The organism is Enterococcus sp. DIV1279b, from assembly GCF_050531515.1.
Lineage (GTDB): Bacteria > Bacillota > Bacilli > Lactobacillales > Enterococcaceae > Enterococcus_D > Enterococcus_D casseliflavus.
The window spans coordinates 201,345-218,184 of the sequence record NZ_CP172891.1 but is presented as its reverse complement, the minus strand read 5'-3'; the positions used below and the strand labels follow the sequence as shown (position 1 = coordinate 218,184).

Annotated in this window: 13 protein-coding genes; 2 read left to right on the top strand and 11 right to left on the bottom strand. The window is 42.9% G+C overall.

Features of this window, described 5'->3' with window-relative positions; genetic code table 11:
- Nucleotides 1-49: 49 nt before the first annotated feature.
- Nucleotides 50-427 carry a DUF7006 family protein gene (locus IGI71_RS00990; RefSeq protein WP_005232663.1) on the top strand — a complete coding sequence of 126 codons (378 nt, stop codon included), beginning with the start codon at nt 50-52 and terminating at the stop codon, nt 425-427.
- A gap of 232 nt (nt 428-659) precedes the next feature.
- On the opposite strand, the gene IGI71_RS00985 is transcribed toward IGI71_RS00990, so the two are convergent.
- The 9 genes from IGI71_RS00985 to IGI71_RS00945 all read right to left on the bottom strand — a co-directional run bounded on the left by IGI71_RS00985 (nt 660) and on the right by IGI71_RS00945 (nt 13,078).
- Nucleotides 660-2,153, bottom strand: a complete 1,494-nt coding sequence (locus tag IGI71_RS00985) for a helix-turn-helix domain-containing protein (RefSeq protein ID WP_225869336.1) — start codon at nt 2,151-2,153, stop codon at nt 660-662.
- 277 nt (nt 2,154-2,430) lie between these two features.
- Nucleotides 2,431-2,835, bottom strand: coding sequence for a hypothetical protein (locus IGI71_RS00980; RefSeq protein WP_074536632.1), 405 nt, complete (start codon nt 2,833-2,835; stop codon nt 2,431-2,433).
- A gap of 125 nt (nt 2,836-2,960) precedes the next feature.
- The gene (locus tag IGI71_RS00975) at nt 2,961-3,308 is read right to left on the bottom strand and encodes an LPXTG cell wall anchor domain-containing protein (RefSeq protein WP_074536631.1); all 348 of its coding nucleotides are present in this window, start codon (nt 3,306-3,308) and stop codon (nt 2,961-2,963) included.
- A gap of 29 nt (nt 3,309-3,337) precedes the next feature.
- Nucleotides 3,338-3,892: a hypothetical protein gene (locus IGI71_RS00970; protein ID WP_074536630.1), complete on the bottom strand. Its 555-nt coding sequence runs from the start codon at nt 3,890-3,892 to the stop codon at nt 3,338-3,340.
- Nucleotides 3,893-3,916: 24 nt separating this feature from the next.
- Nucleotides 3,917-4,423, bottom strand: a complete 507-nt coding sequence (locus IGI71_RS00965) for a hypothetical protein (RefSeq protein WP_074536629.1) — start codon at nt 4,421-4,423, stop codon at nt 3,917-3,919.
- Between the two features lie 18 nt (nt 4,424-4,441).
- Nucleotides 4,442-9,052 (bottom strand): hypothetical protein, encoded by a 4,611-nt coding sequence (locus IGI71_RS00960; RefSeq protein ID WP_430616101.1) that lies wholly within the window; start codon nt 9,050-9,052, stop codon nt 4,442-4,444.
- Nucleotides 9,053-9,354: 302 nt separating this feature from the next.
- Nucleotides 9,355-10,863, bottom strand: coding sequence for a peptidoglycan DD-metalloendopeptidase family protein (locus IGI71_RS00955; RefSeq protein ID WP_430616100.1), 1,509 nt, complete (start codon nt 10,861-10,863; stop codon nt 9,355-9,357).
- Nucleotides 10,864-11,232: 369 nt separating this feature from the next.
- A complete protein-coding gene (locus IGI71_RS00950; protein ID WP_201705616.1) occupies nt 11,233-12,672 on the bottom strand; it encodes a helix-turn-helix domain-containing protein in 1,440 nt (479 codons plus the stop codon).
- Nucleotides 12,650-13,078, bottom strand: coding sequence for a hypothetical protein (locus IGI71_RS00945; protein ID WP_430616098.1), 429 nt, complete (start codon nt 13,076-13,078; stop codon nt 12,650-12,652). Before IGI71_RS00945 ends, IGI71_RS00950 begins: the two co-directional genes overlap by 23 nt.
- Nucleotides 13,079-13,288: 210 nt before the next feature.
- Here IGI71_RS00945 and IGI71_RS00940 point away from each other — a divergent pair, with 210 nt between their 5' ends.
- Nucleotides 13,289-14,782, top strand: coding sequence for a helix-turn-helix domain-containing protein (locus IGI71_RS00940; RefSeq protein WP_430616096.1), 1,494 nt, complete (start codon nt 13,289-13,291; stop codon nt 14,780-14,782).
- A 183-nt stretch (nt 14,783-14,965) separates the two neighbouring features.
- Here the strand turns inward: IGI71_RS00940 and IGI71_RS00935 are convergent, their stop codons facing one another.
- Both IGI71_RS00935 and IGI71_RS00930 read right to left on the bottom strand, forming a co-directional pair.
- On the bottom strand, nt 14,966-15,229 hold the full coding sequence (locus IGI71_RS00935) for a hypothetical protein (RefSeq protein ID WP_005232670.1): 264 nt from the start codon (nt 15,227-15,229) through the stop codon (nt 14,966-14,968).
- A gap of 16 nt (nt 15,230-15,245) precedes the next feature.
- Nucleotides 15,246-16,676, bottom strand: a complete 1,431-nt coding sequence (locus IGI71_RS00930) for a catalase (protein WP_430616095.1) — start codon at nt 16,674-16,676, stop codon at nt 15,246-15,248.
- Nucleotides 16,677-16,840 lie beyond the last annotated feature (164 nt).

The following is a 16,840-nucleotide window of genomic DNA, read 5'->3' as shown; positions in this document are numbered from 1 at the left end:
TAATGACACGTATTGTCGCCCTTTCCTAACACTTATAAGGAGTATTGATATGAACTTAAAAACGATCCAATCAGCCGAAGAATATGTAAACTTTTTTGACGTAGAATTTATCCACTCGCCCTGTTCTTATACACACCCAAAAATCTTTAATTTTTATCTCTCTTTGCGCCAACGATTCTTGGCGATCTATGAACAAGACGAGGGTACTTTTTTCGAAAAAATGTCGTTGCTATTAGATATCGACGCACAGCTGCAAATACTAAAAGAACTTTATGTTTTAAAAATTTCTTCTCTAAACGAGTATACGGAAGAAGAGATCATTCAGCTGACGGTCAAAGACAAAACCTGTTTCTATCGGGAATTGACCGGTCTTCAGCTAAACCAAAAGGCGCCTTGGAGTTTGATTTACTTAAGTGAAGCCCAATGATTTCGCCCACATTGATCGATTGAATTGAAAACCGCTGGTTCCAAAGGCTTGCATCCGTACCTGATACACTCCCCACTTCCCCTCCCCACACTCCTGCACAGCTGCGGAGAGTCAAGCCATTAAAAAAGAAAGCATCTTTCCTTCTCACTGTCTAAGCAGTGAAGGAAAAATGCTTTCTTTTCATGTAAAAGGCCCTTTCTAGCAACTCTTTAGGTCAAAACAGAATGGGAAACTAGAAGAGGTCTTTTAGGGCAAATTGGCGGGTGACGTTAGGATTGATCCGTTCAAGCAGCCGATTCCAGTCAGAAGAAGAAGGGATCGTTTTGAAGACGATACATTCAACGATATCTCGAAATTCGGTCGCATGCTCGGCATAGTTCGTCACTAGCAGATCAATGGTATTTTGTTCTAAATACTGAGCATTGACTTCCCCTGAGTCAGGATAAAAGACTTGATGGGATCGGCTAAAATAGCGGTTGGACCAGCCCTCAATGTACTGAACGATATTGTTATTTCCTTCGAAGATAAAGGCGATATTTTTTCGGGGAAACCAATGACGTTCTCGAACAGATTCAATAAAAATCACTAAGTTTGCACAAAAATCCGTCAGATACTCCACAGAATAAAGGGTGTGGTACTCGAAACTACTTTCTAAAAACTCTCGGTAAGCAGCAAACTCCTTAGAAAAAGTTTTCTTAATAAACGCATTCACATCATAAATATTACGATTGGCCGAAGTGGATAAGCACTCCTTCAATTTGGCAGAAGTAAAAAAGGATTCGATCAGAATCTGATCTTCTTTAGGCTTTTTCGACGATACATTCAACATCTGATAAAACTCGTTGGTCAACGTGCGAATCTCGGTCCAATGATTATAAGAAAGACAAAACTTTTGTTCGACGATCACATTTTGCAGTTTTTTCTTTGTGATAATACTAACAAACAAAAAGATAAGTTCATCGTTCGTCAATCGACATTGAAAGTACTTTTCAATAATGCCATTGATTCGCTGAAAGTGCATCAGCTGAATACTGTGTCGCAAGGCGTGGTACAATTCGTCGTTGATTTGCACAGTTTTGCCTTGCATAAATCGCTCAAGCGAAATATAGAGTAGATACGTATATTGTGAAAACGAAACAGTATGATAACTATTTTTGTCAAACATCCTGCCGATTTCCGTTACTGCCTGTTGGACCGCAGCTGGCGGAAAGACAGTATGGGGGGTGCTATCCGTTTCATAGAAAAAGGTACAGAAGAAATTGCGGATATCTGCTTCTTGTCCAACGATATTCAGGGGATCTAGTGCTAGTTGGAGATCAAAACGTGCCAGTTGTTCATGAATGCGCTGCAAGTATTTTGATAAGGTACTCTTGGATAAAAACAAGCAGTCCGCCCACTCATCGATCGTCTTTAACTCTCCAATAAAAATATTTTCCAATAAAATAAAGAGCGGTTCATTCGCTAAAAGCGAAGCTTTTTTCTTTTCATACTGTGAATAATCAAATAGTTCAAACGAATAGCCTTGATTGGTGGAAGTGATCAGGATCAACCCACAGAAATAATCATTAATCTGACTGATGTCTTTGCCAATCGTCCTTGTGGTACTACTTGTTACTTCAGCCAAATGGCTGGCACTGCAAATTTCATTTTTTTCAAATTCACTTAGAATCTGCAGCCATCGGACGGTCGATTTGCTTGTGACAAAACTCAATTGAAAATTTTTCAAACATAAGCTCCTTACTAAGAATTTCTTTTTTGCGGCTAATTTACGCATGAAAGGCGCCTAAGCAGTCTCATTATATCGGTTTTCATCCTACATAAAAAATCGGTTTTTTCATAGCCTGATGAAAAAAAGCGTGGATTCCAGACTACTGTTGTATAACAATTATTTTATCGGCTATTGAAAATAGTGCAAGGATTTCGCTTTTGCTTTCCTCAGAGACCCCCTAGGGCTGATACGCATCTTGCTTCATGCTTGAAAAAGTTGCTGCGTGAAAAATCGACTATGTTTTCTTTATTTGTCTAAATGTGTCTGACATGATGTTTAAAAGCTGCTCATATTGAGATTCTTGACTTGCTTTTTTCACCCGTACGTTAAAGTCTTGCTCAATAAATTGTTTGGGTATCAACTGATCCATTTCTATTTTTGAAAGTCGCTCGGTACACTCCGCTAACAGTTGGTAATCCTTTACGAGTGTTTCAGGTAATTTATATGTTTGTGTAAAAAAGGAATAACTCGCATTCTTTTGAATCGTTAGTGCCACCTGCTTTTGAATCAAATAGTGTAATTTTTCTAATTGCGTATCCGTGACGGATCGTTCACCGTTTCGTTCAAATAATTGACAGTAATAGTCTAAAAATTCACTATTAGCCATCACTGTTTCAAAATCCGTTTTATTTATTCTCATCCGTTGTTCTCCTCTTTCATTTTTCCATCAACACTTGTCATCTTGGATTCGTTTTGACCGAAAAAAAAAGAAGCAGTTTGGTTGTTGCTACTGCTTCTTTTTTGATTTCGGACAGTCATCTCTTTTTAGTTCCTTCTTAATTGCCTACTACTAAACAAGTAAAAAGAAATGATTAATAAAAATAAACCCACGATTGATGCTATTTTTGCTTGCTCACTTCCCGTTTTAGGTAATGAGCCTTTGTTAATAGCCGAAACATCTGCGACGATTTTGGTTCTCCCATCGTCTCCAACGGCATCCGAATCTAGCTGTTCTTCATCCAGCTTGTCGTCAGTTTCTCCGATACGCCCTTGGACTTGCACAGAACGAGTGCCTGCATTGCCACTCGCAGTCTGTGCAAAGCTTTGGCTAGGTATCACAAACAAAACAAACAGGAGGACGATTAGTACATATTTCCAATGACCATGTTTCACACAGTTCCCTCCTCGCGTTTCCGTTTGTCTTACTCAACCACTGGGGCAAAGTTTAGAACCAATTTAAAACTTGGATTGACCTCTTTTTCATCTTGTTGAGGCGTCGCCGTTCCAGAAAAAGTAAACTCACCTACATTTCCAGATGTTTGATTTGATCCTAATTCAAATAGGTCGGTTTCTAACACATCCACGACTCCATCGGTAATCAAGTCAATCTCATTGACTGCTAATTGCTTGATTGGCTCGATTGTTACCGGGTCAATGACATCCGCCACTGTAGCGATCACTCCTTTTGCAGAATTATTGGTGATCGTATAGGTCGGAGACACGATTTCTTGATGTCCTGATTCTTGCGTCGTATAGAACAAAGCGGTCGTTGGAATCGTTACATTGATCCACTCATTAAGGTCACCAGGGTTTGGTCCAGGGGTTGTGTTGTCAAAGCTGCCGATGATCCCGTTGATTTGAACATCCCCGCTGGTTTCCGCATTGATGGATTGTGTCGTCGCTGCCGCGGTTACACCTCCAGCTAATAAAGTCAATACTGCGATGCTTCCTGATACAATTGCGTTGATTTTTTTCATTTTTCATTCTCCTTTTGATTTCAATTAATTCTGAATTTTTATCGTTATTGCTGCTTCTGTGACTCCTTGTTTTTCATGTGTTTCTGGGTCATAAATGTTGACTGTTGCTGTGGCTGCATATTCGCCTTTTTCTAAGGGTTGAGCAAGCTTAGCAGTCAAAATCTGCTGATTTGGATAAATTGCACCCGAAGAATAAATCATTTCTCCGGTTTCATTTAAATGAATATCCACTGCGATCGGATAGACATTAGTTGCCGGATTGATGATCTCAATGGATCCTTCGCGATCGCCTGCTTCAAAAACCGCAGAAGGATTGATAGTCAGCGTAAAATAATTCGCATCTGCTACCTCTTGCGCTCTTTCAGCTACTTCACGATCGGAAGCATCGCCGATTTCCGGTAAAAGATCGGCGCTGATCACAGGAACATTCACTTGTTGCTGATTCAAGTAATAAAAACCGATACCGCCCAGAAAGGAGAGCAGTAACAAAAGGAAAAACAGCTTATTTCTCTTTGGATTTTCCATTGTCATTACAACCACTCCTTTGTATTATTTAGGAACGAATCTTAAAACAAAGCGATATTGAGGGCGTAGATTGTCCTCGTAGTACCCGCCTTCTTCGTATTCTGAATCAACGATCCAAAGCGGGTAATTGCCGTAAAAAGTTCCGCCTAAGGTCATCGCTGATTGATTGCGGGCAGGCATGGAAAGCAAGTCCGCTTCAGGCATCTGATCGTATAGGCGAACCGTCGCTTGCTCTGTCATTAAATTCAACGCCAACAACGGTTGCGAAATATCTTGTTCTGTCAAGATTGGGTGTTCTTCTTCCGAGTCTGGATCTGGCTCAGCATAATCCAATGGATCTTCTTCCTCTTTCAACAGTACGATCCCAGCAGAATCTTCAAGAATTAGTCGGTTGACTTTGACATCTACCCCTACATACGAGTTGTTGCGGATTTCGTATTCAGGGCTCGTGAAGACACGATTGCTTTCTTGACTGTCATACATTGATTCAAAGAGCATGCGAGTCGGTATCCGCACGGACAGTTGCTCTAAACTACTTGTAATATCGATCCCAACCGTAAACTCATAGGTTTTTCTACCGACTTCTAATACGGCAAAATACGTACCATCTTCCGTCACGTCTGTTGTTAGATTGGTTTTCGCCAGACGAATCTCTTCAGACAAATCTGCATCGCTTAGTACATCGCGTGCCGAAGCTTCACTTTCTTCGACAATCAATTTATGCAATTCTTCTTCCGTGCCCAATTGGTTGATCGTCTGCCGATCGAGGGTGATGTTAAATGCCTGGTATTCTACCCCTTGGATGACGGTTACTTCTACATCAATATCAATGTAAAAATCGTGGTCCGGTTTTGTAAGAAAAACATTCAGCTTGCTGCCCGTTTCTAACCGTTCATTTTCTGCTAGTTTGATCGTAAAGTAGCGATAAAACTGATTTTCATCACGATAATCTCCCCATTGGATCATGCGTTCGCCACTTTCAGAAACCGTCTCATTGGTGATGATCACCGTTTCTCCCTCAGTATTCTGATAAGTGATTCGTGCTTGAGCATCCTCATACATGAACCCGGTGATTTCCGTGGATTGGTCACTCAAGGGATCGATCCGAGCCATCAAGCCTTCCGGTTCAGAAAAGCGTAACCGACTAAAATTGTTGCGGGCGATCGCCGTTTCAATCGGTGTATTATTGCCAGTGGAGGTCACTGACCCCGTTACTGATTCAGCGGTCATCAGAAAAGCCTGCGAAACAGCATTCATTGCGCCTGACCAGACGCCTGCTGGCAACCCATTCGCATTTGTCCCATTATTTCTGTTGATACGGAACACACCAGACAGATTAATAAACTCTTCAGCTGGTGACGAAGCGGCTGTCTGATTCGCCCCTTGCCATAGCGTGAGTTTTTGATGCATCACATTGATGCGTAGTCCATTTGCTAAGAAGTTTGTTTGGGAACGAATCAACCGTTGCAGATTGCCGTTGCTTCCCCCCGACACTGCACTTGGATGCGCTAATTCGAAAGATTTTACATTCGATAGATTCAACTGGGCATTCGCTTGTCGGAAAAACAGCACCGCACTTGACAGGGATTTATTGATCGTCGTTTCAATCAACACCGTTGCATCTTCTCCAACATTAAAGGTACGACCAACATTTACTAAGGGCCGATTCGTAAATTCTGCTGTCGTTCGTTGGTTTTGGTAGCCATCTCTGACAATAAACTCCGCATTTTTCCCAACGTTGATCGTCCCAAAAGCATTGGTTAGATTGAAACCACCAGCACCACCAGTCGCTGTATTCAACCCACGTTCCGTCAATACATTGAGCTTAGCGCCCTCGTCTAAAGTCAAGGTTGAGGTGGCCTGTACTTGGAAAACGCCACCCGATTGGCTAATGTCGAATGTAGAATTTTTGCCAAGGAAGACCGTAGAATTCGCTGAATTCAATAGAATAAAACGTGAATCCGCAGTCGTCCTCGCTCTCGTTGCTTGAAAATCTGCCTCTTCTCCAAGTACAAAGCGTTGTGCGACTCGAATAGAAGCGTAATTGGTTCCTACAGCCGGCGCGGTACTACCACTCGTTGGCTGTGTGTAACGATACGTTCCTTGATCTTCTAAGACGAACGAACGAATTGTATAATTGGCGGTAAACCCCCAACCCGTTTGGATCGTATTGATGGAACGCTTCCCAAGAGATACATCGGTCGTTGTTACCCCACGCAACGCCATTCCTAATTGACTGACTGTCAATTTACTTCCCTCTAATGTCGTAAAGCGTGAACTTGATCCGGTTAAGCGAAAGGCTGGACCATTCACATTGCTGGTTCGTGTGACAGTCACTTCCGCTTCTTCTCGAATCAAAATTTCTGTGGTAAAGGTAAAATATTGCAGATTCAGTGCACTAGTAGACGGTTCAGTCACGTTGATCTTCGCACCTGGTCCTACGTCTAAACGACGCATCGTTGTATTTCCAGTAAACCCGCTTGTTGTATTGAGCGTCACTTCTGATCGTGCCCCTATGAAGGCATCCGAGGAGGTATTTCCAATGACCAATGGTCCTCTTTGCGTTAGATGGATCTGCGCCTCTTCTTCTGTCACAAAACGGGCATTAGCCGAGGAAAACTGCACCATGCCCTGAGTTCCTGTAGAACTGCGGGTGGATGTCAGTTTGGCTCCTCGCTCCATCAGAAAACTACTTTGCACATTGAATCTTGCTACAGCTTGTTGATTGGCCGTGTGCTCTGAAAGCACCATTTCCGCCCCTTGCTTCAAGGTGAAGTTTCTGACTGCAGTGCCGTTGGTGACCCCTCTGCTCAGGGCCGCTTCGACACGACTATTTTCCTCAAAAACAACTTCGGCTTGCTGCGCATGAAGCAAAGCGCCGCGATGGTTTGCTTCCAGTGTACTGTATTTGCCAAAGACGATCCTGCCGCCAGCAAGGTTTAAGCGGATCACAGCATTCGTTGTTAAGGTACTAACCGTTCTTCGTCGTGGAACACTAATGCTGCTGTGCTCGCCGACCGTAAAACGGCTTCTAGCAAAAAAGGTATTGTAGGCGGAACCTGTCGTTGCATTTGTCGGTTCTTGAATGTTCAATGAAACGTGATTCCCAATATCGATCGCATTGACATTGACACTCCCGTTGAAGCCAAAACTATGGGTATTATCGATCACGGCATGGTCGCCGATGGTGATCGTACTGGTGGCGACCCCTGTAAACATGGGGCCTTGTTGTTGAATCGTCGTTTTCGTGTAACTGCCTAATTCAGCAATTGAATTGGCACTTCGCAAGTGAACAAATGCCCCAGTTGTTCCTCCGGAGCGATTCCCCTCAAGAGTGACTGCTTGAGCTTCTGATGAGGCTGCTTCAGTTTTAAATACTCGTCCGATATTGATTGCTGGAAAAGCAGACACAGAGCCAAATTCACTAAAAGTTAGTTTACTACGACTGGCTAAGTGCAGTTCGCCAATTGTTGATGTAGTGTTTCCCGAAAATCCTTGGCCTAACCCACCGTCGAAGTGCGCACCGTTTTCCAGATGAACGATGCTGTCTTGTGTTGTGTTCGTTACCGTCACAAACATTCCTGTTTGTCGGACGTAGACGTGACTGTCTTGTCCCAGCGTCATCACAGGCGCACTGCCTGTTAGCCGAACGACTGCGCCATTGTTGGCATTGTTGTTCTTTTCCAAGCGAAAATCGGCTTCTTCTGCAAAAACAATTTGATTCGCTTCGAAAAATGGATTCGATCCGCTGCCGGCGATCGTTGCGTGAAAATGATCATTGACCATGATCCGATTGGCAGAAAAGAATACGGGAATCGCTGTTGTACTAGTCGTTAAGCGATTATTCCCCGTGAAGGTGATCGTCGCTTGATTGTTGCTACTGAATCGACCAGTCGCATTGCTGCTCACAAAATTCACGTTCGTAAACAACAGGTTTACCGATCCTTGCGTTTGAACAAGTCCGCCGGCGCTCGTAATATTTGAGAAGGTCAGATTCTCAAATTCTAGTCGTTGTGCACCAAGAAAGACCATCGTGTTTTCAGTATTGTTTTGCGCAGCTGCTTGGGAAATGGTGACTCCTTCATTGCCGCCAGCAAATGTGATGGCTTTTCTGGCGATTCCGCTAATCGGCTCGGTCAATTGCAGACTTTGGAGGAACGTCAGTACAAGATGGGTCTCATCATCAATTGAGCTGTAATTTTGACTGCTGCCGCTCCCTAACGTGTAAGTTTCTCCTAATAAAACTGCTCGGAGATGCTGCTGGTTTTCAATCGTAATATGCAGAACAGCTTCATTTTCAGAAAAAAGTTCTGGTTCTTCCGAATCTTCTGGTTCTTCCCACGAATCGGTTGATTCTACCGTTTCAAGGTCATCATTTTCTGGTTCTGACGGCAGCTGAGAAAACTCATCCGTTTCATTTTCTGGTGCTTCTTGACTGCTTTTATCATTGTTTGAGTTGCTTTCCTGTGTCTCTGGCTGCAACACTTGCTCTGACTGATCATCACTGGCGGTATCATCAGTCTCACTGCTAGGCAGCCAATTTTCCGAATCGGGTGTTCCTGTTGCTTGCGGATCGACCTGCTCACTTAAAACTTCCGTTTCTCCTTCATAAGCTTGGAGAGTTGACGTCGTCAATAAGGGATGCAGTAGTGCAGACAGGCACAAACTAAAAACAATGCTCTTCTTTAATTTCTTTGAAGCAATAGCTCATCCTCCTCTCTCACTTCTTTGATAACAATCACAACCACGTTCCATCTAAACTAGCTTGGAATAGCAACTGTTATTGTTATGTGAAAATTATATAAAATCCTCTTACGCTTTTTTTAAACTTTTTTTTATTTTCTTGAAAAAAAATTTAAAAACTTGCTGTTCCAATACTTTCAAAAAAAAGGCAAAAAAAAAGAAAGCATCTCTGATACTCTCTTTTTTGACTATTCTTATTTTGTTAAAAAAGCGATTGGATCGACCAATTGCGCTTGGCTCAAGCTAGGCGATGCACTGACTTCAAAGTGCAGATGTGCTCCTGTGCTATTGCCTGTACTGCCCATGAGGGCAATCGTTTCTCCTTGTTTCACTTGTTGGCCAACCTTTACAAGGTTCTGTTGATTGTGGGCATAGAGTGTCGTCATCCCGTCCTCATGGAGAATCGCTACATAATTCCCCCAAGAAGGATGTACCTCTGAACGGATGACCGTTCCAGATTGACTCGCCAGGATTGGGGTCCCAAACGCTGCGGCAAAGTCAACACCTCGATGAAAGCTTCCCCAACGTGGACCAAAAGTAGAAGTGACAACGGCTTTTTCAACAGGAAAAAGATACGTCTCACTTGCGGTCACATCAGGTTTTTTCTGATCATAACGGGTCAACGCATAGGCTTCGATCAATGCTTTCAGCTTTTGATCATACGTCGTATCTGTGGCATACCGACCAGTCAAATAGCTGGCAGCCTCTTGATAAGAAGCCGCTTCTGATTTCCATACGCCTTTATAAAAATCAGACTGCTGCCCGATCCCTTCTTTCAACAAGCGAGCATAGTCCATCAATGACTCTTTGTAGCCAGTATATTGGCGGAAAGTTGCTGTGATTGTATAATGATTTCCCGAACCATCATCTTCTTGTGTCCGAAAAGCGACACCCTGTCCTTGATAGGTTCCTTTGATACCAAAAAGATTGAAGTACGGCGCCTGACTCAGTCTGCTTTGCCCGCCACCTGACTCTAAAATAGCCTGTGCAATCATGACAGAAGCGTACAAGTCATTTTTCAAGCCGATTTCTCGGGCATCTTCACCAATTTCTTGGATAAAATCCCACACTTCTTTTACTGGTGTGACCGTCAAGGTCGTTTCGCTGCCTTGCTGCGGTGTCGGATCGGATTGACTTGGCGCGCTTGGTGCTTGGGTACTTGGTGGCATGATCGGTGACACAGCCGCCGGTGTTGCTTGACTTGCTTCACTGTTTGCTTCTGGTGTCGGTTTCGTTTCTACAGGTTTTGACGGTTTGGGCTTCTCTGGCTGCGTTTCAGGTTTGGGCGCTACAGGCTGTGTGGGTTCTTCTGGTTTGGGTGCTGGCGTTGGTTCTTCTGGCTGAGAAGGCTCTGGCTTACTCGGTAGCTCTGGTTCTGGTTCTGGCTCTGGCTCTGGGGTCGGTTGGGGAACTGGGGTCGGTTCTTCGGTTTGCTCTGTTCCCTCCGGCGCTGTCTCAGATCCTTCTGGTACACTTTCTACAGGTACCGATCCTTGCTCAGAATCGGGCACTTGTCCTTCCACTGCTGGAGCGGCTTCTTCGATCGTCCCTGCTGTGCTGCTGTCACTTGCTTGTGCAGCTGTTTCTGATGTTTGGGTAACGGTCGTACTTTCTGATGCAACAACCGCAGCTGAAACTGGCACACCAGCTAAAAGTTGTCCGCAAACCAAAAGAAGCGCTACCCCTTTTTGCGAATGCTTCATAGGCGAAATCCTTTCTCTTTCTTTTTCCTCTTAACAACCTCTATTGAAAAAACATCTTGCCATCCAATTAGTAAATAAATATCAATTCTCTTTTATTATACTACGCTTCGTTTTTTCGACTCAAGCAAATGACTCCCGCCCTAGCGAAAGAGAACGAGCTTTTGGAGAATGGGTCTACTGATAAAAGATCACGTTTTGCATCCAACGCATTGTCGATCCTCGGCTTCAGCAGTTTTTTTCTGTTGCCTAAGATCCTCTGGCGTCATCAGAAAAAAACACAGTTGTTCAAATGGGTGGCTGCCAGTTGAACAACTGTGTTTCAATCGTTTTTTTGTGTCCTTTGCTTTCAATCTTGTACTGAGTGCCTCCCTATTCGTACTTCATTTTTCGCAAATCGAGGATTTTTTCTGTGAGAATCGCCCAATCTGTCGGCCTTGGTGGTGTTAACCAGCAAACTTGATCGATGCTGCTGTTTTCTGCCAAAACAATATCCGAAAGTATCAAATCGGTTTGCAACGTGGGACTACGTTGGAATAAAATATTCAGATTGACGATACGGGAAATCGATTCTTTAATAAAGTGATTGTAGGCTTCCCCGAATGAAAAGTCGACGCAGACATACAATGGTTCAATAATTTCATTCATCGGAATCGTGGTAACTAGTAAGAGCAAGTAACGATAAAATAAAAATTCCTTTGCTTCCCATAGAACCTGCTCCTTTTTATTTTTTTCCAAAAATGTCCGACACCATTCCACATATTCAGGATACGCTTCGAAAAAGTACGTCACCTCTGTCATCGTATACTTGTATTTCACGTACAAAGGAAAATGAACCAACTCATAGTGGATCTTCATTAGCTGATCTTTTAGGCGAACCTCATATTGGCGACTGTTTTCTTTCAATCGTGGCGTCAAAAAATCCATAAACAGCTGATTGAAGCGAAGAATCTCTGGGCAAGAGTCTTGCATGAACCGTTCCTCCTCAAGCCAACCTTCCACAATCAAATAGTTTAACAATCCGAGACTTTCTTGTTTGATGAAATCTTCCTCCATGGTCTTTCTACTGCGCAACCATGTTTGTATCGTTGGAAGTTTCTGGCTCGCCACTTGATTTGCTAAAGAAGTGTTTGAAAGTTTCGCTAAATAATGCTGATTTCGAATTCGAACCGTCACAATCCCTAAATATATCTTCAATCGTAAAGCCAGAGACGAAGAATAGTTATCGGAAAAAGCTGACCCGAAAAAGAGTTGCGCAAAATGATTGATTTCTTTCGCGCTCTGAAGGGTCCGTAATGGGTCTAAGCGCTTCATCATACTAAAAAAAAGCAAGGCAACTTCTCGGATGCGCCATTCATCCCCTACTAACTTAAACTCTTTATTGATGTCAATCGCCAATGCCTGCAGCGCTTTTTTCAGCTCCTTAAATTCATTATAAACGGTTGTATGACTTAAAAAGTGATCCAAAGCAAAGCTGTTGATGGAATGGAGGCGTTCACAAAAAATGGCCGTAAACAGTGAAAATTTGATAGATTTCTCAGCATAGTAAGAAAAGAGGAGCTCAGAAGTAAATCGCCCATTTGTGTGCAGTTCTATTGTCTCACCATCCCAGCTGAGTGCTACTTCTTTTTGTAAGCCAGACTGAACGAAATCAGCAGCTAATTCTTCTACCGTTTTGCCTACTAAAAATGGAGACATGCCTAAACGATCCATCATTTGCTCCCTCGATCGTGTCATGAAGGGCGCATGCTCCAGTTCTTTGTAAATACTCAACTTACGCTGATCTTTTTTATTCAAAAACGTTGTAAACACAAATGGAAGCCTCCTCGCCTCGTTGTCCATAAAGGGTGATTCCGGATAACACCATGCTGAGCTGACCATGATAGGTCATCGGGTAGTTGCTTCGCATCATCTGATCGGTCATCTTTTGGGAAGCTGGTGCCATCTTTCCCTTCTCAAAAACCTCCTCTAGCATGATTCGCTGGAAGGACTCGACAGATGGTCTCGCTCTTTCTGCGGAGAAGTCATTTTCGTGTTCGGGATGTTTTTCATCAATCAAAGAAGCAGCATCGGCGGATCGATCAGCAAAATCGGACATGTTTTTTACTATATTGACTTGGGAACCAAAAGAATGTTCTGTATGAGGAAAAGCCAGTAGAACCTTCACCATCCCCAATACAACATAGGTACTTGCTAAAAAAATAATTCGACGGTCCATTTCTTTTTCCTCCTTTATGTATGATTTTTGGCAATTGGTTTCTCAGGTCCTTGCTATACTTACCGTGAACGATTGATATTCCCGGAAATGTTTTGCTGGTAGTCAGAGCCTTCAAGGCACTGTGGCAAGAACGCCTAACAGTTGAACGTTTCATTCTCTGTGTAAATGATTATGCTATAATTATTTAAACTTATTTTGTTGGAGGCTGACATGAAAACATTTCAATTAAAATTCATGCGAAACCGCACGTTGATTCGCTGGCTGCAATTGTTGAATGAATTTGAGAAAAGTCCCTCCCGTACACTGGGAGAACTCGCTGAAGTGACCGAGAGCAGTACGCGTACGTTGATTACTGACATTGCTAGCTTGCGAGAGTATTTTAAAGGGGCTATGGCGATCCATACAGCAAAAATCGGGTATCTTTTTGAAGAAATCGATCATGATAGGTATCGAAAGCAAAAGCAAGAATTGATAAAAGATGAACCGATTTTCCAGATTTTAGAAAGTATTTTTTATGATGAGCAGCAAACCCTCTTTGATTGGAGCTTAACGCTTAATATTTCTGAACAAGCGCTGATCAGCTACTTCCGGAAAATACAGCCATTTTTATCCCCTTTCTGTTTAAAAATCAAAACGGATCCCGTCTCTTTGGCAGGTTCGGAGATCGATATACGAAAATTTTTCTGTCTTTTTTACTACGAGTCTGACATTAATGTCCACACGTTATTTCCCTCGATCCATGTACAAGATGCGGTGATGGAAATCACTGACCTTTTGGAAACGAAGGCCTTACAGAGCTCTTCGTTTTCTTATTTTGCTTATATCCTTTATATTAGCGTGGAGCGCAGCAAACGCGGTTTACTTGCTGCCCCCTCTCCAGAACTAAGCGAGTTAGTTAAAAAAAATGGTTTACTTTCAAATTATGAGGACCTTAAAATGATTATCCAGCGTTATTTTACCTTTGAGTTTCCTCAAGAAGAAGCAATCTATCTTTTGACTTGCATCATTTGTCGTCGCAAACTCAACACCGATCTAGAAACAAGCAAAGCGTTTTGTCTTAACTATAACCACTGGCCCGCGATCAAACAGATCACTGCTGATTTTTATGTCCAAAATCGCGGCAACAGCTTTGATGAACAAAAAGATTTGCTTTGGTTAGAGTCATTCTTCACTATTTTCAAGCTTCGTGAGTTGTTATCGCCAACGATGAACGTCAACATCGATGATTTGAATGCTTTCGTCAAAGAGAAATATGCGGCTGAATATAAAAAAAATCGCCAGTTTTTGCTCTCACATCCTCTTGTGAAAACACTCTATTCTTTCGACCATTTGGATGATTTTTGTGCCAGCCTCACCTTCCACATGGAAGCCATCATTGAAGAGAATTGGGGCACGCGGAGAACTATAGCTGTTATTTTTGAAGGCAATGAATATGTTTGTGAGTACTCCGAAAGTATTATCCGAAAATATCTTGGCGTTTATCATGAAATGTACTACCCTGATTCAAACGAACTCTCCCACGAGTATTTAAAAGAAAAAAACATTAATTTTCTCATTACTAACTACTCCGAATACGCCACTGAATACTTACTGGATGTTGAAAGTGTCTTATTAAAATCAATACCCGACGCTGCCGATTGGAATTATCTTTTGAATCGAATCAATCCGAGAATTTTGCGGTTGGTCGTTCTTGATAATACGTAGTAATTCCAATCATTCACGCCGCTTCTCCAAAGAAAGAGAATTGATATTTCCTTGTCGCCTTTAAACGAACGCCTGACTAATCCTCCCATATAAAGCTGTTCTTTTTTAGTGGAAGCAGCTTTATATGGGAATTTTCCAGTTAATCAAGTACGCTTTTTCCTTCTACGCCGCTACTATCAGCAATCATTGCTCTTTGGATTGATCTGCACTTAAAAATGTCCGTTTCGTAAAAGCCAGTGCGCCTACGAGGGTCATGAGTACGATGATTGGATGAGAAGATGCAGACAAGATCCCCAAAATCGCCGTCAACAGCGTGCCCGTATAACTCAAACCGACTGCCCATTGCTGAAGCCTTGAAAGCTCTCGCAGCTGCCCTTTGAAGGCCACCCCCAGCATCATTGCTCCGACAAAAGATAAAAGGCCAAAAACTACATGTAAAAGTAACATTCTTTTTCCTCCATTCTTAAATGTTCACATCGATTGCTTCAGCGATTCGTCTGCCGTATTCTGGGTCCGCACGGTAAAAATGCATGACTTGCCGTTCTTTGATCTGTTGATTTTGAACCTGTCCCAAACTTCCCGCAATCGTTTGAATCAAGCGTGTTCGTTCTTCTTCTGAGAGCAAACGATAAAAATCACCTGCTTGGCTATAATAGTCTTCATCGTAATCAAAGGAACCGATCTCTCCTTCTAACGAATAGTGGATGCCCTTGGCATGCGGGTTTTCCTTGACGCCATCAAAACTGTTCGGTTCATAATTGATCCCTGAAGAATTCGTTTTGGTATTCATGAAGCCATCTTGTTGGTGATTGTGGACGGGCGCTTTCGGCGCATTGATCGGCAACTGGCTGCTATTGGGTCCAACTCGATAGCGATGCGCATCACCATAAGCAAACAGCCGACCTTGCAATAGTTTGTCCGGTGAAAAATCGATCCCTGGAACGATATTGCCCGGTGAAAAAGTGACTTGCTCGACTTCGTTGAAATAGTTCTCTGGATTGCGATTCAAGGTCATGCGTCCCACTTCAATCAGCGGATAGTCTTTTTGTGAGACTGTTTTGGTCACATCAAAAAGATTGACGGCAGCTGACCAGCCTTCTTCAAAGGGAATGATTTGAACATAGAGTGTCCAAGAAGGATACTCCTTTGCCTCGATTGCTTTGTATAGATCTTCAATATGATAATCAGGATTGCTTCCCGCAAGTTCTGCTGCGAGCGCTGCACTCATGTTCATAATGCCTTGATCCGTCCGAAAATGATATTTCACCCAAAAGCGTTCCCCCTCTGCGTTAATCCAAGCAAATGTATGGCTCCCATACCCATGCATATGGCGAAAGGTTGCCGGTAACCCCCGATCCCCCATCAACAGGCTGACTTGATGGAGGGATTCCGGTGAATGGGACCAAAAATCCCACACCGCTTCTGGATTTTTCAAGTGCGTTCGCGGGTCTCTTTTTTGGGTATGGATAAAATCAGGAAATTTCAACGGATCACGAATAAAGAAAATCGGGGTATTATTGCCCACGAGGTCATAATTCCCCGCTTCCGTGTAAAATTTAACCGCAAACCCCCGAGGATCGCGCAACGTATCCGCAGACCCCAGTTCTCCGGCAACCGTTGAAAAGCGAATAAACAGGTCTGTTTCTTTCCCGATGGCTGAAAGAAAAGCCGCTTTCGTGTACATCGTTACGTCGTTTGTTACTCGGAAGACACCATGAGCCCCCGCACCTTTCGCATGAACGACTCGTTCGGGAATCCGCTCACGATTAAAATGTGCCAGTTTTTCTAGCAAATGGACATCTTGGATCAACACTGGTCCACGGCGCCCCGCCGTCAAAGAATTCTGGTTATCCGCTACACTGGCTCCTTGCGCAGTCGTCAACTCTTTTTTCATATCCTTCCTCTTTTCTCTATAAAATCAGTCAAGTGTAATTACTCTCAACAAAATACTTCTAATTAGTACAAAAATTATCATTATTCTTCAAATATATCAATTTATTTGCTCATAAATAAGAATTATTTCAGATTTTTGACTATTTCCCAGCTTTTTTATCGAAG